Origin of the sequence: Chryseobacterium caseinilyticum (genome assembly GCF_014837145.1) — a bacterium.
Classification (GTDB): Bacteria; Bacteroidota; Bacteroidia; order Flavobacteriales; family Weeksellaceae; genus Chryseobacterium; species Chryseobacterium caseinilyticum.
Window position 1 is genome coordinate 315,488 of the sequence record NZ_JACYFS010000001.1, and the last position, 20,218, is coordinate 335,705.

General features: G+C 39.0%; 25 protein-coding genes and 1 tRNA gene. 24 read left to right on the plus strand and 2 right to left on the minus strand.

Annotated elements, in window-relative coordinates:
* The first annotated feature begins 5 nt into the window (after positions 1-5).
* From IC610_RS01425 to IC610_RS01490, 14 genes are all read left to right on the plus strand, one after another.
* A complete protein-coding gene (locus IC610_RS01425; RefSeq protein WP_191734892.1) occupies positions 6-2,162 on the plus strand; it encodes a xanthine dehydrogenase family protein molybdopterin-binding subunit in 2,157 nt (718 codons plus the stop codon).
* 48 nt (positions 2,163-2,210) lie between these two features.
* Positions 2,211-3,332 (plus strand): XdhC family protein, encoded by a 1,122-nt coding sequence (locus IC610_RS01430; RefSeq protein WP_191734893.1) that lies wholly within the window; start codon positions 2,211-2,213, stop codon positions 3,330-3,332.
* Positions 3,333-3,335: 3 nt separating this feature from the next.
* Positions 3,336-4,316: a GTP 3',8-cyclase MoaA gene (gene moaA, locus IC610_RS01435; RefSeq protein ID WP_191734894.1), complete on the plus strand. Its 981-nt coding sequence runs from the start codon at positions 3,336-3,338 to the stop codon at positions 4,314-4,316.
* Complete coding sequence (locus IC610_RS01440; protein WP_191734895.1) at positions 4,316-4,897, plus strand: nucleotidyltransferase family protein; 582 nt, start codon at positions 4,316-4,318, stop codon at positions 4,895-4,897. The genes moaA and IC610_RS01440 overlap by 1 nt, the downstream gene beginning before the upstream one ends.
* Positions 4,894-6,078, plus strand: coding sequence for a molybdopterin molybdotransferase MoeA (locus IC610_RS01445; protein ID WP_228462841.1), 1,185 nt, complete (start codon positions 4,894-4,896; stop codon positions 6,076-6,078). The genes IC610_RS01440 and IC610_RS01445 overlap by 4 nt, the downstream gene beginning before the upstream one ends.
* Positions 6,079-6,116: 38 nt before the next feature.
* A complete protein-coding gene (locus IC610_RS01450) occupies positions 6,117-6,851 on the plus strand; it encodes a sulfite exporter TauE/SafE family protein (RefSeq protein WP_191734896.1) in 735 nt (244 codons plus the stop codon).
* 2 nt (positions 6,852-6,853) lie between these two features.
* Entirely contained in the window at positions 6,854-7,351 is a 498-nt protein-coding gene (locus tag IC610_RS01455; RefSeq protein ID WP_191734897.1) for a molybdopterin-binding protein, read from the plus strand.
* Between the two features lie 2 nt (positions 7,352-7,353).
* Entirely contained in the window at positions 7,354-7,581 is a 228-nt protein-coding gene (locus tag IC610_RS01460; protein WP_191734898.1) for a MoaD/ThiS family protein, read from the plus strand.
* Position 7,582: 1 nt separating this feature from the next.
* The gene (locus IC610_RS01465) at positions 7,583-8,704 is read left to right on the plus strand and encodes a HesA/MoeB/ThiF family protein (protein ID WP_191734899.1); all 1,122 of its coding nucleotides are present in this window, start codon (positions 7,583-7,585) and stop codon (positions 8,702-8,704) included.
* Positions 8,688-9,128, plus strand: coding sequence for a molybdenum cofactor biosynthesis protein MoaE (locus IC610_RS01470; protein ID WP_191734900.1), 441 nt, complete (start codon positions 8,688-8,690; stop codon positions 9,126-9,128). The genes IC610_RS01465 and IC610_RS01470 overlap by 17 nt, the downstream gene beginning before the upstream one ends.
* Before the next feature lies 1 nt (position 9,129).
* A complete protein-coding gene (moaCB, locus tag IC610_RS01475) occupies positions 9,130-10,038 on the plus strand; it encodes a bifunctional molybdenum cofactor biosynthesis protein MoaC/MoaB (protein ID WP_191734901.1) in 909 nt (302 codons plus the stop codon).
* Between the two features lie 136 nt (positions 10,039-10,174).
* A complete protein-coding gene (locus IC610_RS01480; protein ID WP_191734902.1) occupies positions 10,175-10,660 on the plus strand; it encodes a (2Fe-2S)-binding protein in 486 nt (161 codons plus the stop codon).
* Positions 10,653-11,672, plus strand: coding sequence for an FAD binding domain-containing protein (locus IC610_RS01485; RefSeq protein WP_191734903.1), 1,020 nt, complete (start codon positions 10,653-10,655; stop codon positions 11,670-11,672). Before IC610_RS01480 ends, IC610_RS01485 begins: the two co-directional genes overlap by 8 nt.
* Before the next feature lie 25 nt (positions 11,673-11,697).
* On the plus strand, positions 11,698-13,935 hold the full coding sequence (locus tag IC610_RS01490; protein WP_191734904.1) for a xanthine dehydrogenase family protein molybdopterin-binding subunit: 2,238 nt from the start codon (positions 11,698-11,700) through the stop codon (positions 13,933-13,935).
* 48 nt (positions 13,936-13,983) lie between these two features.
* On the opposite strand, the gene IC610_RS01495 is transcribed toward IC610_RS01490, so the two are convergent.
* Positions 13,984-15,120, minus strand: coding sequence for a cysteine desulfurase family protein (locus tag IC610_RS01495; protein ID WP_191734905.1), 1,137 nt, complete (start codon positions 15,118-15,120; stop codon positions 13,984-13,986).
* 518 nt (positions 15,121-15,638) lie between these two features.
* Between IC610_RS01495 and IC610_RS01500 the strand changes: the two genes are divergently transcribed.
* Positions 15,639-15,863 (plus strand): carboxymuconolactone decarboxylase family protein, encoded by a 225-nt coding sequence (locus tag IC610_RS01500; protein ID WP_191734906.1) that lies wholly within the window; start codon positions 15,639-15,641, stop codon positions 15,861-15,863.
* A gap of 102 nt (positions 15,864-15,965) precedes the next feature.
* Positions 15,966-16,361, plus strand: a complete 396-nt coding sequence (locus IC610_RS01505) for a cupin domain-containing protein (protein WP_191734907.1) — start codon at positions 15,966-15,968, stop codon at positions 16,359-16,361.
* 148 nt (positions 16,362-16,509) lie between these two features.
* On the opposite strand, the gene IC610_RS01510 is transcribed toward IC610_RS01505, so the two are convergent.
* Positions 16,510-16,824 (minus strand): helix-turn-helix domain-containing protein, encoded by a 315-nt coding sequence (locus tag IC610_RS01510; protein WP_191734908.1) that lies wholly within the window; start codon positions 16,822-16,824, stop codon positions 16,510-16,512.
* 100 nt (positions 16,825-16,924) lie between these two features.
* On the opposite strand from IC610_RS01510, the gene IC610_RS01515 reads away from it, so the two are divergent.
* From IC610_RS01515 to IC610_RS01550, 8 genes are all read left to right on the plus strand, one after another.
* Positions 16,925-17,146 carry a hypothetical protein gene (locus IC610_RS01515; RefSeq protein WP_191734909.1) on the plus strand — a complete coding sequence of 74 codons (222 nt, stop codon included), beginning with the start codon at positions 16,925-16,927 and terminating at the stop codon, positions 17,144-17,146.
* Positions 17,147-17,152: 6 nt separating this feature from the next.
* Positions 17,153-17,710: a response regulator transcription factor gene (locus IC610_RS01520; RefSeq protein ID WP_191734910.1), complete on the plus strand. Its 558-nt coding sequence runs from the start codon at positions 17,153-17,155 to the stop codon at positions 17,708-17,710.
* Between the two features lie 39 nt (positions 17,711-17,749).
* On the plus strand, positions 17,750-17,944 hold the full coding sequence (locus IC610_RS01525; RefSeq protein ID WP_191734911.1) for a hypothetical protein: 195 nt from the start codon (positions 17,750-17,752) through the stop codon (positions 17,942-17,944).
* Positions 17,945-18,131: 187 nt separating this feature from the next.
* Positions 18,132-18,204: transfer RNA gene (locus tag IC610_RS01530), tRNA-OTHER, on the plus strand.
* A 193-nt stretch (positions 18,205-18,397) separates the two neighbouring features.
* On the plus strand, positions 18,398-18,772 hold the full coding sequence (locus IC610_RS01535; RefSeq protein WP_191734912.1) for a hypothetical protein: 375 nt from the start codon (positions 18,398-18,400) through the stop codon (positions 18,770-18,772).
* A 1-nt stretch (position 18,773) separates the two neighbouring features.
* Entirely contained in the window at positions 18,774-19,565 is a 792-nt protein-coding gene (locus IC610_RS01540; RefSeq protein ID WP_191734913.1) for an HNH endonuclease signature motif containing protein, read from the plus strand.
* Positions 19,565-19,903: a hypothetical protein gene (locus IC610_RS01545; RefSeq protein WP_191734914.1), complete on the plus strand. Its 339-nt coding sequence runs from the start codon at positions 19,565-19,567 to the stop codon at positions 19,901-19,903. The genes IC610_RS01540 and IC610_RS01545 overlap by 1 nt, the downstream gene beginning before the upstream one ends.
* The gene (locus tag IC610_RS01550; RefSeq protein WP_191734915.1) at positions 19,900-20,208 is read left to right on the plus strand and encodes a hypothetical protein; all 309 of its coding nucleotides are present in this window, start codon (positions 19,900-19,902) and stop codon (positions 20,206-20,208) included. Before IC610_RS01545 ends, IC610_RS01550 begins: the two co-directional genes overlap by 4 nt.
* Positions 20,209-20,218: the final 10 nt, after the last annotated feature.

Here is a 20,218-nt window from a genome sequence, read left to right on the forward strand (position 1 = left end):
TCGATATGTCATTAGATAAAGAAATATCAAGAAAAAGTTTTCTGAAAATTGCCAGTCTGGGTGGTATAGGTTTGTGCCTCGGTCTCTTTGCAGCTGATTCAAAAACGCATATTTTGACGGATGAAGAGATTGAAGCTGCGATTCAGTCGGTTGAGCTCAATGCCTGGGTCATCATCGATACCAACGGTAAAATCACTTTTGTTGATCACCGTGCAGAAATGGGGCAGGGGTCATTCCACAGTGTTCCGCAGATTCTTGCAGAAGAATTGGAGGTCAATTTAAATGACATCCATGTGATCTTCGGAAAAGGTGATAAAAAATATGGCAATCAGGTTACGGGAGGAAGTTCTACCATCCGCTCCAATTATAAAAATTTCCTTAAAATAACGGCAACTGCCCGCGAAATGCTGATCGCAGCGGCAGCGGTAAAATGGTCTGCAGATCACAGTGATTGCTACGCAGAAAACGGGCACGTGATTCACCGTCCGTCAGGCAAAAAAGCACATTACGGAGAGTTGGTTTTGGCAGCATCTAAGATGCCCGTTCCTAAAGATGTAAAACTTAAAAAACGTTCAGATTATAAAGTGATTGGTAAGCCTTCAAGACGTATCGACACAAAATCTAAAACCAATGGAAGTGTAACTTTCGGTCTGGATAAAAAAATTCCGGGAATGCTATATGCAGCGGTGGAAAGAAATCCAAGACTCAGAGGTAAAGTTAAAAGCTTCGATGCTACAGAAGCGCTGAAAGTTCCCGGTGTCAAGAAAGTTTTTAAAATTAAAATGCTCGTATTTAAAACGTATCGTGAAGGAGTAGCAGTTGTTGCTGACAATACGTATGCTGCATTACAGGGCAAAAAAGCATTAAAGGTAGTTTGGGATGACTCTGGATTTGAGCACATCAATACTGCTGATATTTATAAAAGACAGGAAGAAAATGTACGGACCAAAGAAGGTTTATCTTTTAAAAAACAGGGTGATCCGGACAAAATTTTGGCAACTGCCGGAAAGAAAATTGACGTGATGTACCAAACTCCTTATCAGTCACATTATGCAATGGAGCCTCTCAACTGTATCGCACATCATCAGGGAGATAAGTTAGAAATCTGGGGACCGATTCAGGCACCGGATTGGGTGCAGGATGCACTGAGTGAAGAACTTGGACTGAAGCGGGAAAATGTAATTGTAAACATGACCTTTTTGGGAGGTGGTTTCGGCAGAAAAGCTTTTATGGATTATCCTCACGAAGCAGCCGTTATTTCAAAAGAAATCAACGCACCGGTGCAGGTCGTGTGGACCAGAGAAGATGATTCTACACAGGGACCTTACCGTCCAGGTATTACCTACAGATGTGAAGGAGTGATAAAAGACGGAAAAATTGAAGCGTTAAAGTTCAGAATGTCAGGGCAGAACAATGATCACTGGCGCGAAGAATCTGCAAAAATGCAGGCAAACCGAAGCACCAGCGAAGGTTTTCTTGAGCCGTATTTTGAGAATATTAAAAATGTAAGTTTTGCAGAAGTGCCATTTGAAATCCCGATTCCAAGTATGTGGTGGCGGTCTGTTTATGCATCAACCAATGGCTTTGCCTACGAAAGCTTTTTGGATGAATTATCACATGAAGCAGGAAAAGATCCCCTGGCATTCAGAAGAGAATATTTAGATGAACGTACGCATAAACTTATTGATAAACTGGAAGAAGTTTCCGGCTGGAAGAAACGTAAAAAGAATAAAGGTTTTGGCGTTGCCATTACAGAATGTTTCGCATCTACGGTGGGACATGTGGTCAAAGTTTCCAAAAATCCTGACGGCGGCGTAAAAATAGATAAAGTCTGGGCGGTAATAGATTGCGGTTGGTACGTGAATCCGGATATTATTAAAGCTCAGGTGGAAGGTTCTGTTGTAATGGGATTAGGTGCGGCAGCATTTCATGAAATTACTTTCAAAGACGGAAAAACCGAACAGAAGAATTTTTATGCTTACCCGATGCCAAGAATTAATGATATTCCACCTATTGAAGTTTTCGTGATTGATAATGACGAGGATGCAGGCGGAGTGGGTGAACCGGGATTACCGCCTTTGGCTCCTGCATTAACCAACGCAATCTTTGATCTTACCGGAAAAAGAATTCGTAAATTGCCATTTGATTTGAATAAAGTTTAAACTGATCATTATTTAAACCTGATATAACAACTGTTTGATTTAATTCCAATGACAGAAATCGGTAATATTATAGCATCCAACAACACGGCACGTGCTGCAGGAAAAAAAACTGCACTGGCAACGGTCGTGAAAGTGGAAGGATCTTCCTACAGACAGCCGGGCGCAAGAATGCTGGTAACTGAAGATGGAATCCTGACCGGTGCCATCAGCGGAGGATGTCTGGAAGGTGATGCTTTGCGAAAATCGTTGCTTGCCATCAATCAGAAACAGAATAAACTGATCACTTACGATACGAGTGATGAAAGTATTCTGGACTTCAGCGTACAGCTCGGCTGCAATGGAATTGTGCATATTTTATTTGAATATATTGATTCTGATAATCCTCATAATCCATTGGAGTTACTCAAAAAAGTTGAAGAAAACCGCACCGAATCAGTCATTGCAACATTGTTTTCTTTGGAAAGAAACGCAAAACAAATCGGAACGGTCAATGTTTATCAGCAAAACCAAAGTTTTTTTTATAAAAATTATTCTTTAGAGGATGAAAGTTTAAATACTTTAAAAAATAAATCTTCACAAATCATAAATATTCAGGTCGAAAGCAAAGTTCAGAGCGCATTGTTTCAATATATTGCTCCACCCGTTTCGCTGGTGATTGCCGGCGCAGGAAACGACGTTCAGCCTGTGGTTAAGATGGCTGATATTTTGGGATGGGAAGTGACGGTCGGCGAGGGAAGAGTGACTCACGCTACTCAAAAGCGTTTTCCCGAAGCAAAAAATGTTTTGGTTGTAAAACCTGAGGAATTGATACAGGATATAGTGATCGATGACAGAACTTATTTTGTTCTGATGACTCACAATTATAAATATGACCTTAAAGTTTTAAAGCTGGTTTTAAAAACAAACTGTCCTTACATCGGAATATTAGGACCAAAAACGAAACTGCAGAGAATGTTTGATGACCTTCATGCAGATGGTAATATTCTCACTGACGAAGATTATCAGCGCATCTACGGCCCGATTGGTCTGGATATTGGTGCAGAAACGTCGGAAGAAATTGCTTTGTCTGTTATTTCAGAAATTAAAGCAGTGATTGAGGACAGGAAAGGGACTTCTCTTCGCTATAAAATTGATAAAATTCACGGCCAGCCAGCGGCTAAACATACCTAAAACATGATTACAGATACTTTCGGAAGAGTGCATGATTATCTGAGGATTTCCCTTACGGATAATTGCAACCTGCGTTGTTTTTACTGCATGCCGGAAGAAAAATATGCCTTTGCTCCCGCCGCAAAACTGATGCAGGTGGATGAAATTGAAACCATCGCTAAGCTTTTCGTAGAACATGGAGTGAAGAAAATCAGACTGACAGGTGGCGAGCCTTTGGTCAGAAAAGACGCTCCAAAAATCTTAAAATCATTAGGCAAATTAGATATTGAACTTGCAATTACGACTAATGGAATTCGTGTCGACGAGATGTTGAATGAATTGCTGGAAGCCAATATCAAAGCCATCAACATCAGCCTCGATACTTTACAGCCTGAAAAATTTTTAAAAATTACTAGACGCGATCTGTTTCACCGTGTCAGAAACAATATCAATCTACTCCTGAAACACAACATTCGGGTAAAAATCAATGTTGTCGTCATGAAAGGTTTAAATGATGATGAAATTCTTGATTTCATTGCTTTGACGAAACACAATAATATTGAAGTGCGGTTCATTGAGTTTATGCCTTTCAGCGGAAATCAGTGGACGAGCAATCAGGTATTTACGCTGCATGAAATTTTAGTGAAAGTAAGTTCAAAATATGATGTTATTCCGGTTGAACCTGAACCCAATGATACCTCAAGCCGGTACATCATTGATGGTCATATTGGATCATTCGCCGTAATCAGCACGATGAGCCAGCCATTTTGTGATACCTGTAACCGGATGAGGCTGACTGCCGACGGAAAATTAAAAAACTGCCTTTTCAGTAGGGATGAAACCGATTTACTGGGAGCGTTGCGGAATGGTCAGGATATTTTACCGTTAATTGAGCAGACCATGAAAGCTAAAGCCAAAGCTTTAGGCGGACAGTTCAGTGGTGTATTTGAAAATATCGATGCATCAAAATTAGAAAACAGAAGTATGATTACAATCGGTGGTTAATGGAAACAGGAATACTCATTTTAGCAGCAGGAAATTCCTCACGACTCGGACAGCCAAAACAGTTATTGGATTTTAAAGGAAAAAGTCTCCTGCGACATGTTGCTGAAGAATCACTCAAAATAACAAAATCTGTTGTGGTTGTTACAGGATCGAATTCAATTGAAATTTCAAAAGAAATCATTGATCTTAAACTTATTATCACAGAAAATAGAATATGGAACGAAGGAATGGGTTCTTCAATCCACATCGGATTTAATCAGCTTTTAGATTCATTTCCAGCCATTGAAAACTGCATTGTTTCAGTTTGCGATCAGCCTTTTATCGAAGCATCGGTTTTCTCTGAATTAATTCAAATGCAGCAAGATTCACAAAAAGGAATTGTTGCTTCAAAATATGCTGACACTTTGGGAACTCCGGTTTTATTTACTAAAAAATACTTTACAGATCTTTCAAAACTTTCCGGAAAGGAAGGTGCGAAAAAACTTCTCCAGAAATTTAAAGACGATATCGCTGGAATCAATTTTGAAAAAGGCGCTATCGACATCGATACCCAAAACGATTACCAACAACTGATTCAATGAAAATGATTTCCGTCAACGAAGCCAAACAAATCATCCTGCAGTCTGCATTAATGAAAAAAAGCAGTGTCGTTCCGCTTTCAGAAGCTTTTGGATTGGTCACTTCAGAAGATGTAATTGCTTCAATCGACATTCCCAATTTTGCACAGTCGTCGATGGATGGTTATGCCTTTAAATTTTCAGATAAAGATCAGGCACTTTCCGTTATTGGTGAAATGGCTGCTGGTGCATCGAAACAATTGGCAATCGGTGAGAAAGAAGCTACCAGAATTTTTACCGGAGCGCCGCTGCCTGAAAATGCAGATACCGTGGTGATGCAGGAAAAAATCCGTTTGGAAAATGAAAGGCTGATTATCGATGACGCAAATCTTTCTAAAGGACTCAACGTCCGTCCGAAAGGTGCCGAAGTAAAGAAAGGTGAGGTCGCCATGACAGAAGGAACCTATCTTTCTGCAGCTGCCATCGGATTTCTTGCCGGTATCGGTTGTGCAGAGATTTCGGTTTATACACCTCCAAAGGTTGCCATTATTCTTACCGGAAACGAACTTCAGGACCCCGGAAATCCATTGGAATTCGGTCAGGTCTACGAAGCCAATTCTTTTCAGTTGAAAGCAGTTTTAAATCAAACTGGAATTAAAAACATTAAAGTCTTCAGAGCCGAGGACGATCCAAAAGAATTGCACAAAGTACTTGAAAGCGCAATCGAAAACAGTGATGTTGTTTTGCTGAACGGTGGCGTGAGTGTGGGAGATTATGATTTTGTCACTGAGGTTGCGAATACCTGTGGCGTTGAAGAAAAATTTCATAAAATCAGACAGAAACCGGGTAAACCGCTTTTCTTCGGAACAAAAGAAAGCAAATTGGTTTTCGGGCTACCAGGAAATCCATCTTCATCGTTAACCTGTTTTTACGAATATGTTTTACCGGCGCTCGAAAAATTGATGGGACTGCCGTCAGGTGTTACCGAGATAAAAGCAAATGTAACTCATCATTACCCTAAGCCTGCAGGATTAACGCATTTCCTAAAAGCATTTTACAGTAATGGAAAAGTAACGCCGCTTCACGCTCAGGAATCTTTCCGCCTGCATTCTTTTCCACAGGCCAACTGTTTTATTGTGTTGCCTGAAGAGTCATTGGGATGCGAAGAAAATGAAGAAGTTACGGTGCATCTTTTACCAAAATAATTTAAATAAAAAAATAGAAATCCTAACGCATCACGCCTATGTCTGTAGAAATATTTTATGTTATTCTTTTTTTTGTTGCCTTTTTGTACGCCGCAGTCGGTCACGGTGGTGCGAGCGGATATCTGGCACTCATGGCTCTCTACGGCGTGGCTCCGGAAGAGATGAAACCGACCGCTTTGGTGCTTAATCTTTTTGTTTCCTTAACATCTTTCATTCAGTATTACCGTGGCGGATATTTTTCCAAAAAACTTTTTATTCCGATAGCCGCAGCCTCAATTCCCTTGGCATTTATTGGCGGAATGATCACAGTGGAAGAAAATATTTATAAAAGAATCTTGGGAATTTTACTTTTATTTCCGGTGATTCGGTTTTTCTTTTTTAAAAATGTAGACGACAGCGAACTGAAACCTCACAACACGACAATTGCAGTCGTAACGGGCGGAGTGGTAGGTTTACTCTCAGGAATGATTGGCATCGGTGGAGGAATCATTCTTTCTCCGATTTTACTTTTGTTGCACTGGACAAATCAGAAACAGACCGCAGCAATCAGCGCGGCATTTATCTTCGTTAATTCAGTGGCAGGACTTGGAGGCATGGTCACACAGGGAATTTCATTTACCGGAGATATGATGATGTACATTATTGTTGCTTTCACAGGAGGTTTACTGGGCGCTTATTTAGGATCAAAAAAATTCAATCAGAATGTTTTAAAGTATGTCTTGGCGACCGTTTTGTTAATGGCATCGTATAAATTATTACTCACAAAAGCTTAACCATGAAGATTCTTTCAATTCTTATTTTATTTTTCAGTTTGACACTCAATGCTCAGGCTGCCAAATCGATTTCAGTAACCGGAGATATTGCCAAGCCGATAACGATCAGTTTTAATGATCTTATAAATTATCAGAAACATTCGGTCGACAGTCTGGCTATTTATAATCACAAAATGGATTACAAAAGCACTCTTAAAAAATTGAACGGTGTTCTGCTTAAAGATGTTTTGTCGAAAGTGGAGTTTAAAACCGATTCTCCCAAACTGTTAAGTGAATTTTATTTAGTCTGCATCGCCGATGACGGTTATAAAGCAGTCTTTTCTTGGAATGAAATCTTCAACAGCGGAAATGGAGATCTAGCGCTCATCGTAACAGAACTGAATGGATTTGATGCTTTTAAATTAAAAGAAAACATCATGCTGGTAACTCCTACAGATAAAGCAACGGGAAGAAGGTACGTGAAAAATTTATCTAAAATTGTAATTCAACAGGTGAAATAATTATGGAAATAAAAGTCAGTTCATTTGGACAGATCGCAGAGATCACGGGAAAAGAATTCATGGTGAAAGCAGCAGATTTAGATTCGTTGAAGTTGTATTTAATTCAAAAATTTCCCGAACTTTCAGACAGAAAATTTGCTTTTGCGGTCAATAAAAAATTGGTGCAGGAAAATATCATCTTAAATCAAAATGATGTTGTGGCTTTGATGCCACCTTATTCCGGAGGTTAATATGGAAAATTACAATGAAAGATACGCCCGGCATTACGCTTTGTCTGACTTCGGTTTCGAAGGTCAGCAAAAACTTCTACAGGCAAAAGTTCTTGTCATCGGGGCAGGTGGTTTAGGCTGTCCGGTTCTCCAATATCTTGCTGCTGCAGGCGTTGGAACCATTGGAATTGTCGATCATGACCGCATTTCACTGAGCAATCTTCAGCGACAGACACTCTATTCGACCGATGACGTTGGTAAATTGAAAACTGCTGTCGCTTCTTTAAAATTAAAACTTCTAAATCCTGAAATAAACATAAACTCTTATCAGCTTGAGCTGACTTCAGAAAATGCCTGGGATCTTATTTCAGAGTATGAGATGATCGTCGACTGTACCGATAATTTTGCCACACGGTATCTGATCAATGATGCCTGTGTACTTTTAAATAAACCTTTGATTTTCGGGGCGATTTATAAATACGAAGGTCAGGTGGCAGTTTTTAATTTAAATTTAAAAAATAACAAAGCCGTCAACTACAGACATCTTTTTCCAGATCCTCCAAAGCCGGATGAAGTGCAGAATTGCAATGAAGTCGGTGTTCTGGGTGTGCTTCCAGGAATGATCGGAATGATGCAGGCGAACGAAGTGATCAAATTAATTACAGGTGTTGGTGAAGTTTTGGATGGCAGATTATTGACTTTTAATATGCTCAGTTATGAGACTTTCATTATGGATATTTCAAATGAAAATTTAAATGAAAATTTAATTCCTGAGAATAGAAAAGCTTTTGAAGAAACCAATTATAATTTTCTTTGCGGTGTTTTTGAAATAAATATTGAAGATGTAAATCCTGATGATTTTATTCAACAAACCTTCAATGAAAACACACTGACCATCGATGTAAGGGAAATTGATGAACTGCCGAAAGCAGATTTTAAACATATTCAGATTCCTCTTTCTGAATTAAAAAGCAGAGTATCGGAATTGAAGAAAGACAACATTCTTCTATTCTGTCAAAGCGGAAAAAGAAGTCTGAAAGCAACCGGGATTTTACTGGAACATTTCGGAGATCAGAAAAAAATAAGCCATCTTAAAGGTGGAATCACAGCATTACAGGAAAGAAAAAATGAGCAGAGCAATTAAAAATATATTTACAGAAGGAGCGATCAGTCCGCTTTTCATATCTGAAAGCATTGCAAAACATGCGACGAAAAAAGACATTGGGGCACACAGTATTTTTCTGGGTCAGATCAGAGAAGATGTGGTTGATGGCAAAACTGTAGCAGCAATTGAATACACAGCCTACGAGGAAATGGTCCTGGAGAAAATGCACGAAATCAGAGAAGATATTTTTTTGAAATATGATCTGACCTGCATGCATGTTCATCACAGTTTGGGAACCATCAGTGCAGGAGAAATCTGTCTTTTTGTTTTTACTTCTTCAAAGCACAGAATTGCAGCAATGGAAGCCTGTAATGAATTGGTAGAACGCATCAAATCGGAGCTTCAGATTTGGGGCAGAGAAATTTTTAACGACGAATCCCACCAGTGGAAAGTAAATAAATAATATGGTTGACATTACACATAAATCATTCACGCTACGTAAGGCCATTGCGACGGCGACAGTCAAAACTTCTTCCGCAGAAACCATTTCGGCAATCGAAAACCGCACCGTTCCGAAAGGAGATATTTTTGAATTTTCACGGGCTTCTGCATTGTTTGCGGTTAAAAAAACGAGCGATGTCATTCCGGATTGTCATCCCTTGCCCGTTGAATTTACATCGGTAACTTTTAAAATAGAAGATTTGTCGGTAATTATTTCCGTGGAAGTGCATACCATTTATAAAACCGGAGTAGAAGTGGAGGCGATGCACGGCGCATCAGTGGCCGCACTGGTAATGTACGATATGCTGAAACCGATTGACAAACACGTAGAAATTCAGAACATCCGTCTGTTGGAAAAACAAGGCGGTAAATCTGACAGCAATAAATTTATAAATTCAGATATAAAAGCTGCCGTGATCGTTTGCTCAGACTCAGCATTCCGTGGTGAGAAAGAAGATACTTCAGGAAAAGCAATTTGTGCAGCCTTAGAAAAATATCAGATCACAGATGTCAACTATCAGATTATTGAAGATGATTTTAATACCATCCAATCAACTTTGATTAATTTCAAAGAAAATAATTTTGATTTGGTCATTTTTACTGGCGGAACTGGTCTTTCAGCCAGAGATGTCACTCCCGAGGCAGTTGGCCCTCTAATCGACCGCGACATTCCCGGAATTATGGAAACCGCGAGAAATTACGGTCAGCAAAGAATAAAAACCGCGATGCTTTCCAGAGGTGTTGCAGGATTTTCAGGTAAGACGCTGGTGCTAACGTTGCCCGGCTCCAAAAAAGCGGTTGAAGAATCTATGGAAGCACTTTTCCCACAGGTTCTTCATGTTTTTCAGTTGAATGATAATCAGATTCATTAAATCTCATTTAATTTTAATTAAAATCCGGTCTTAAGTACATCGATTATAAATTAGCTTTAATACTACCACATGAGCCGTTATGCAGACATAACGGTTCTTTTTTTGTAATACGTTCACTATACCAAAACTCAAATTTATGTTAAATCGTGAAAAACAATCCATTACGCTTAATGTGAATGGTGAAAATCATCATCTGGAAATTCTGCCCTGGGTTTCCCTTCTCGATGCTCTACGGGAAAGAATTCATCTTACCGGAACAAAAAAAGGCTGTGACCACGGACAGTGTGGCGCCTGTACCGTTTTAATTGACGGAAAACGTGTTTTAAGCTGTCTCAGTCTCGCTGTAATGAAGGAAGGAGCAGAAATAAAAACTATCGAAGGAATTGCAGAAAACGGAAAATTACATCCAATCCAACAGGCTTTTATTGATCACGACGCCTTTCAGTGCGGGTACTGTACACCGGGACAAATCTGCAGTGCGGTTGGATTGCTTAATGAAAATAAAGCCGAGACACGTGAAGAAGTTCAGGACCTGATGAGCGGAAATCTCTGCCGCTGTGGTGCCAACAGAGGAATTATTAATGCTGTCATGTCAGTAAAACAAGCGATGTCTCATGAATAATTTTTCTTATACAAAGGCCACTGACGTTGAAGATGCAGTTTCTTTCATCAACGGTCATGATGGCAATAAAATCATTGCCGGCGGTACCAATATTGTAGATCTGATGAAATATTTCGTCACTCAGGCAGATACTTTAGTTGACATCAACCAAATTTCCGGACTGAGTGATATTAAGGAGATTTCGGATGGAGGAATCACGATTGGTGCGTTGCTTACCAATGCGGAAACTGCATATCATCCGATTATCGAACAGCAATATCCACTGTTGTCAAAAGCAATTTTAGCTGGAGCGTCGGCACAGATCAGAAATATGGCGACCAACGGTGGTAATTTACTGCAAAGAACAAGATGCTATTATTTTTACGATATTAATACTCCGTGCAATAAGCGTGAACCGGGCTCCGGATGTTCTGCGATAACAGGTTACAACAGAATTCATGCAATTTTGGGACACAGCGAAAACTGTATTGCTGTTTTTCCTTCAGATATGTGTGTAGCGCTCGCTGCTTTGGATGCGGTCATTCACATCTCAGGACCTGACGGAGAACGTACATTGGAATTTGCAGACTTCCACAGACTTCCTGGCGATACACCAGAGTTTGATAACAATCTTAAAAATGGCGAACTCATCACAGAAATTGAGCTTCCCGAAAAAGGCTTTGCTGAAAATTATTCTTATTTAAAATTAAGAGACAGAGCGTCGTATTCTTTCGCTTTGGTTTCCGTTGCGACAGGTTTAACTTTAGAAAACGGGAAAATTAAAGAAGCCAGAATTGCTTTAGGCGGTGTTGCTCATAAGCCTTGGCGTGTAAAAGAAGCAGAAGATTTTTTAGTTGACAGAGAAGCGACAAGAGAAAATTTTTCGGCCGCAGCGGATATGATTTTAAATGGTGCAGTTGGTTTTGAACATAACAGTTTTAAAATTGATCTTGCTAAAAAAGCAATTGTAAGAAACTGCATGATGGCATTAGACCCAAAATCACAACGTCCCGGCGCAAAACCTTCTTTATAAAAATCACTTTCAAATACAATTATTTATGGAAAATACACCATCTGTCGGAAAACCCATCAGCCGTCTCGAAGGTCATTTAAAAGTAACCGGAAGTGCAAAATACGCCGGAGAATATCAGGCTGACGATTTACTGTACGGTTATGTAGTCAACAGTACAGTCACAAAAGGTAAAATCAAGTCAATCGATACTTCGGAAGTGAAAAAAATAGCCGGCGTGATTGAAGTTTTCACGCATGAAAACAAACCTTCAACGGCCTGGTTCGATTTTCAGTATGCCGATATGGATGCGCCTCCCGGAACTGTTTTTAAGCCACTTAAAGATAATGATATCAGATACAATGGTCAGCCGATTGCGCTGGTGGTTGCAGATACTTTTGAACTGGCCAGATATGCAGCCACAAAACTCGACATCGTTTACGAGCAGGAAGATTTTGAAACCGATTTAAAGACCAATCTTGAAAAATCCCGTGATCCTAAAAAAGGACTGGCTTCAATGCTCAAACCGCCACCTCCGAAACCGACTGGTGATTTTGATAAGGAATATGAAAATTCATTTATTAGAACAGACAGTCATTTCAGTCACGGCACGGAGCATCACAATCCGATGGAGATGTATGCGTCGACTGTTATTTATGAAGGAAAAGATAAATTAAAAATTTATGATAAGACACAGGGAACGATCAATTCCCAGATGTATGTTGCAAATGTTTTCGGACTGAAAATGAAAAATGTTCAGGTCATTGCCCCTTTTGTGGGTGGCGGTTTCGGTTCGGGTCTTCGTCCTCAGCATCAGCTTTTTATGGCTGTGATGGCATCTTTAGCTTTAAAAAGAAACGTCCGCGTCACTTTGGATCGCGCACAGATGTATATGATCGGACACAGACCACCCACTTTGCAGCAGACAAAATTCGGAGCAGATAAAGACGGTAAAGTCAATGCTATTTATCACAAAGCCACTGGCGAAACTTCAAGATTTGAAGATTATGTCGAAATTGTAGTCAATTGGGCAAATATGCTGTATCCCGCTGACAATACTTTACTGGAACACGAAATTGTTCCGTTGGACGTTTACAGTCCTTTGGACATGAGAGCGCCGGGCGGAAGTACAGGAATGCACGCCATCGAAGTAACCATGGATGAAATTGCTTACCAGTTAAATATTGATCCTGTTGAATTCAGGCTGATTAATTACTCCGAAACCGACAAGAGCAGCGATAAAGAATTTTCGAGCAAAGAACTGAGAAACTGCTATCTGCAGGGAGCCGAAAAATTTGGTTGGAACCAGAGAAATCCCGAACCCAGAAGCATGAAGCGTGGCAACAAATTGGTTGGATATGGAATGGCCACAGGAATGTGGGATGCCAACAGACTTTTGGGTCGTGCAGAAGCCATTATGACACCCGACGGAAAGGTTGAAATTAAAAGTGCGGTTACCGATATCGGAACAGGAACTTTAACCATTATGACCCAAATCGCAGCAGATGAACTTGGACTTCCAATTGAAGATATAACGTTCTCGCATGCTGACAGTAAAATGCCTTTTGCACCGATTCAGGGTGGATCTTTTACAACGGCAACAGTTGGTCCTGCAGTACAGAATGCCTGCCAGGCTCTGAATGAAAAGCTATTTAAGCTCGCCAGAAAACTAAAAGATTCAGTTTTAAGTGATGCTAAATTTAAAGAGGTTCAGTTCAGAAATGGATGGATCAGTTTAAAGAATAATGCTGAAATTAAAATGAGTATCAAGGATGTTTTAGCTTCCAATGAGGGAAAGCCAATTAAGACAACCAATTCTGCGATGCCGAACCCGCTGACGTACGGTAAAAAAGCAAGAGCGGTGCACAGTGCTGTTTTTGTGGAGGTGGAAGTGGATGAAGAACTGGGAATAATTGAAGTGAAAAGAGCCGTGACAGCAGTCGCAGCCGGAAAAATTATCAATCCTAAAACAGCTGAAAGTCAGGTTTTGGGCGGAATGATCTGGGGAATCAGCAAGGCTTTACATGAAGAAACGATTCTCGACCATCAGTTTGGAAAATATATGAATGCAAACTTAGGTGAATACCATATTCCGGTGCATGCAGATATTCATGATCTTGAAGTTTTGTTTGTGGAAGAAAATGATCAGTTTGTGAATGATCTCGGGGTAAAAGGCGTAGGAGAAATTGGTGGAGTAGGAATGCCTCCTGCGATTACCAATGCTATTTTTCACGCGACAGGAAAAAGAATTTACGATTTACCGATTCATTTTGACAGACTTCTCTAAATCATTTTTAGATATAAAACTCAATCCCACTGCAACCGGTGGGATTTTTCATGCTCTTAACTGATGAACCAGTTCGGTTACTTTTCTAATCGTAAAATCGATTTCCTCTGAAGTTGTAAATCTTCCAAGACTGAAACGAATCGAGCTTAAAGCATCTTCATCCGATAATCCAAGTGCTTTCAAAACATGGGATGGCTTCGAGATAACCGATGAACAGGCCGATCCGCTGGAAACTGAAATATTTCCCAGTGCGATAATCAACTGCTCAGACCACACGCCCGGAAAACAAATATTTGTCGTATTGTAGATTCGATTTTTCACTGATCCATTTACAAATGTTCCTTCAATTTTTAACAATTCTGTTTCAAGGTAATCACGAAGTTGGGCAATTCTCGTTTCATCATTCTGCATTTCGGATTTTGCAATTTCACAGGCTTTTCCAAGACCGATAATTCCAGGCACATTTAAAGTTCCACTTCTCAGATTTCTCTGCTGGCCACCACCATGAATCTGTCCGGTAAGTTTAATTTTTGATTTGTTTGAAACGTACAGTGCACCAATTCCTTTCGGACCATAAAATTTATGTGCGGAAATGGTCAGCATGTCTATTCCTAAATCTTCAGCATTAATGTCTGTTTTTCCAATGGTCTGAGTCGTGTCACACAGTAATAAAGAACCGTTAGCATGTGCTATTTCTGAAATTGTTTTGATATCGTGAACCGTTCCTGTTTCATTATTAGACATCATCACAATCACAAGAAGTGTTTCTTCGTTAACGGAATTTTTGAGATCTTCAATGTTGATACTTCCATCAGACTCAACATCAAGATAATCCACATGAAATCCCTGAGTTTCCATATATTCACAGGTATCCAGAACAGCCTTGTGCTCTGTTTCAAAAGTGACTATTTTCTTTTTGGATGAATGGGAAAGTCCTTTTATGGCTAAATTTAAAGCTTCCGTTGCGCCTGATGTGAAAATAATTTCATTCTCCTGTGCACTGATCAAATCCGCAATTTGCCATGCCGCATTTTCCACTGCATCTTTTACAGAAAGTCCTTCGAGATGCGAACTGTTGGCATTGGCGTAAACTTCAGTAAAGTAGGGCAACATCGCCTCAAGAACTCTTGGGTCGGTCTTTGTGGTGGCGTTGTAATCAAGGTAAATAATTTTATCTTTCGGCATGGTTTGTTAGGATCTTTTGTAGTAATGTCCAATATAAGTATAAATATAAAATATGACAAATCGAACGTTACTTTTTGAATTATCAATCTATTGGAAGATTATGGTTTAATATTGGAAGGTTCTCGTTTCATATTTTATAATTAAATCATCTGCTTAATTTTAAATTGCTGTAGTACATCCAGCGAAACTATGACAATAAATATTGTGGAGTTGTAACCGTCATTTCTCCTCCGAAAGATAGTATCAAAGGTATACACAATTTTTTCACTTTGTTCAATAATATTTCAGGTGCTGATTTGTAATAGCTGAAGGAAAACAACAGGCATCAACGACAATGTGGGAGCTGAGGCTTCGCCTATTATTGATGAAAAAAACAAGTATGAAAGAGGCAAAAAGATTTTGGGAGAACTTTCTGGTGCGCGGCAACCTGATAAACTTTCAGGATATTCAGCGTTTGCGCCTACGATTGATACTTTTTTAAAGGAACATCTGTTTGCAGATATTTTTAAAGAGATGTGTTGACTTTTAAACAGAGAGAATTGGTAACCATTTCAATCATCACAGCCATCGGCGATGCAGACCCAATGTTGAAGTCACATTTGGGACTTTCATTAAATGTCGGTTGGTCTCCTGAACGGTTGAATGAATTTGTCAATGTTATCACTTCAACAGTCAGTAAGGAAAAATCAGCCACGGCCGCCACGGTTTTGAAAGAAGTTTTAAAAACAAGAAAATCAAAATAAATTTAAAATTTTACAAATGAAAAAAGCATCATTTCTGATGTTTTTAAGTTTTGTGATTCTTATTTTTTCAAACAGTCAACTGAAGTCTCAAACTCAAAAAAAATGCAGACGGAATCTAAAACCCTGTTTGAAAAAGGCGAAAAAGTAAAGAACGAAAATTTTTCAGGAACCGCTTACCTGAAAATGTTGGTAACGAATGACACTGAAAATCCAATTATCGTCGGCAACGTCACTTTCGAACCGGGCGCAAGAAACCGCTGGCACAGACATCCGGGAGGGCAGATTCTATTGGTAACAGACGGCGTCGGCTATTATCAGGAAAGAGGAAAACCAAAGAAAATTCTACGAAAAGGCGATGTCATCAAATGTCCGCCCAATATAGAACACTGGCATGGAGCGAGTATCGACAGTCATTTTTCGCATCTTGCCATTGGAAACAGTGATAAGGAGTCAGTGGTTTGGCTGTTGCCTGTCACTGATGAGGAGTATTTGAAATAAGAGATTGTCTCGTAAAATTAAAAGAATTAAATAAAAAAAATGGCGCCACTTGTCTTCAAGTAGCGCCATTTGTCTATGTGTGACCTCGACAGGATTCATATTGTTGTTGATTGTCAGTTGTTTATAATTTTATTTTGTCAAATTTGTGTCAGATCTTCATTTTATTGAAGATCTTTTTCATGTCTCGAAGTCCATTTTCAAGGGTCTGAATGCGTTCAGAACTGGACTCTTCAGACTGATCAGTCTTTAAAAACCTTGTCTCTGTATTCTTATCCAGGAGTAGATTAATATCTATATCCGGAAACTTCTCGTGCAATGCCTCGAAGAAATCTTGCGAAAATCGGTTTCTTCCATTCAACATCGCGGAAATAGTCACTCTGCTTATCGCCAGTTTCTCAGCAAAATCTTTCACCTGCATATCCTTAATTTTTAGGTAATGATAAATTTTCTCACTGATTGTCATTGCTTTACGGGTTTTAATATAAATTAATTGCGTTACCTATTGTATCATAAGATATAATATGTAACTTTGTCACATTAAGTAACGAACTGTCACAAAAGTAATGAATAAAACCAAGGTAAAAAAAATTGATTCCAATATTGAAGAATCGTTTAAAATCATCGATGAGTATTTGCCTTCGCGATATACTGCTGAAGTGAAGAAAGAAGTACCTGATGTAACTGAAGAATCAATACGACAGGTTAAAAGTCGCAGAACCGGCGACATTAAAATCATCGCTGCTTTATTAAAAGTTGCACGGAGATACGAAACGATTTTAAAATAAATATTAATGACTACAACTAGGCTTTATCCAGGGATGTGTGACGGCTCCCTTGAAATTTTTTACATTCCTGAAGAGGATCGTCTGATGGCGATTAAGAACGGAAGAGTGCGGGACTACGAAGAACTTCCCGAAAGTGATTTGATTTTTCTCGATGAGATAATTCAGAATGAACCAGAAGTGAGAACTATTCTTGAATCATGGGCTTCTACTTATACAGAGCAAAGAAGAAAACTTGCCGAATGCCGTTTTGGAGGGCTCAATTTTCAACCAGATTTTAAAAATAATATTGCCAGTCCGGATAGTTTCAACTGTCCAGTAAAAGCAACATGCTCAGGATTTGGAATTGTTTGTAAAGCAATTCAATACAATGGCATCAGCCTTAATGACCAAGATACAGAAGCTATAAAGCTTTTGGTTTCAAGTAAGAAGAATACAGTAATAGCAGAGCTGTTGAGTATGCCTACTGGGTCATTTGAGGTATACAGGACGAAATTATACAATTCATTAAATGTATCAACAAAACAAGAACTGGCCAGAGTAGCGTTTGATTTAGGCTTGGTTTGATTTAGTTAACCAATCCCCGTTTCGGCGGGGTTTTTAAAAATGGAAAAGAAAATTGTAATTGTAAAGCTTGATATATCTGGAACGATGGGACAGATAAGACAGCTCAAGACGGAAGATGATCTGTTTTCTTACTCAAGAAAATTGAGAATTTACAGAGATATAGGTTTAATAAAAATTCCTGATGTTATCCGGGACGGTTTGCACCGGCAACTTGACAGGATATATAAAAATTAAAGCACTACAGATCAGGAAGGTCGCCTGTTTTCAAGTTATTGTGATTGGTACTGATCAGAGAGGCGTTCAAAAAGTGCTTTTATCGGAATGGTCCGGTTCGAATCCGGTCCATTTCACAACTAATGTCAGTTTTTATATAGTGTTTGGTTGGACTCGGCCGATCAGTGTCGGTCGGGTCTTTTTAAAAGGGGATGTAGCTCAGTCTGGTTAGAGCAATGGCACGGGGTTCATGGTCGCAGGTTCAACTCCTGTCATCTCCACAACTCATTGTTTAATTTGAGTTTCATGGTTATTAGTTTTTACCCGACCGACAGTCGGTCGGGTTTTTTAAATTTTCGATTATGCCTAAAATAAATAAACAGTTTTTTCTTGAGATATCTCCGGAGCAGTTTCTAAATAACTGTTCACCCTTAGAACTGAAAGAAATCGATCATCTGATTCAAAGCCCGCAATATGCAAAACGAATGGAATCCCAAATATGCAGATCATGTGGTTGTACAGATTATGATTGTACTGAATGTATTGAACGAACCGGTAGACCTTGTTATTGGTTTGAAGAAGATTTATGCAGTGCCTGCGCTGCAAATACCACTAAAGTTATTGATCATGAAACCTGAAGTTAGAGCATTTGTTGAATCATATATTAAAAAGCCAGACTACTCAATTTTAGATCTGATGAAGTCACCAAAAAAGATAACGTTTGAGGAGTTATTGAAAGATCATAATCACGAGATCTGGGAACGATGTAAATGTGGAAATGAAGAAGATCTTCGGAAAACTTGGGAATGCTCAGAATGTGGAGCTGTACTTTTTAAACCTAAAAAATAAAATGGGAAAGGCGTTAAATCCAGAAGTAGAAAAAGCAATAGTAGATAATGCTTTACTGCTAAGTAGTAGAAAAATAGCTTCCAAATTATCTGTGTCACGTGATTCTGTACGAAGGGTTCTTAAGAAAAATAATGTTGTTGTTCCGGAGAGTTTGCGCGCACAATGGAGAAGTGAATCTGCTCAAAGCCAAACTACTTTCACATCTGAAGAAGATGAGATTATCATTAATGAATATTTGACCACGCCGGTTAAATCTTTAGGTAAAATCTTGGGTAGATCATTTTGTGGAATTACAACAAGGATGAAACAACTAGGTTTAGTTATTCCACAAGAATTAAAGGAAAAAAGAAAGTCAACTGGCTTGTTTAAAAAAGGACAGGAACCAAAGAATAAGGGAAAAAAAATGAGTCCTGAAGCTTATGAGAAATATAAACATACTTTCTTTCAAAAAGGTCAAATTCCTGGCAATGCTAAAAAAGATGGGGAGGAAGTGATAAGAATGCACCGTGGAGGGCGCTCATACAAAATGATAAAAGTTCCTGAGTACAGAAGATTGGTGTATAAGCACATTTGGCTTTGGGAAGTCAATAATGGGAGAACACCTGATGATCATGCTATAGTGTTCAAGGATGGAAATTCTTTGAATTGTGAACTGCATAATCTTGAGTGTGTTTCTAAAGTTGAATTGATGAAACGAAATACAATTGGAAGATACCCTGAAGACTTGCAAAAAGCAATGAGGTTACAGGGTGCTATAAAAAGAAGAATTAAACACTTGAAAAAACAACAGTAATGAATTTACAGGATTTAAACACAAACTTAGGAGATGTCTTCCTTCAATTAAAAGAAGGGAAGATGACTCCGGAGACAGCCAATTCTTTGGTAAATGTCTCCAATAGTATAATTAACAATGCTAAAGTTCAGCTACAGGGAATAAAACAGTTCCATGAACTAGGATACGAGCCTTCAGCGTCAGAGAGTGGAACCGTAAAGAAAATAGTAGGTGATGTATTCGACAGGAAATTTCAGTTTGCGCAAAGTATCGGACATAATAATATCTCTGATGCTCACGCAAAAATCGGTAAAGAAAAGTTTGAGGAGTTATTTAATCAATCAATCTATAAGAAATGAAAAAACACCTCACATTCGTAAACAATAGCTATCAGGCGAAGAATAAACTTGATACGGCGATTCTGGAATTTTTACAATCAAATGATCGCCTAATTATTGACTCCAAAGATCTTCCTGCATTCAAAGAAAATGTACTGCAGCACATCCATTTTCTGAACCAAGAGAATAAAAGGTGTACTCCCAAAACTCCCAAATGGTTTACTGGTTTAAAGAAGAATGATTTTCATATAACTGGAGTTGATGTGATCTCATTCTATATCTACGAAATTAAATCTGAATATGAAGTCACAAACTCTAATAACTAAACTACGGCTG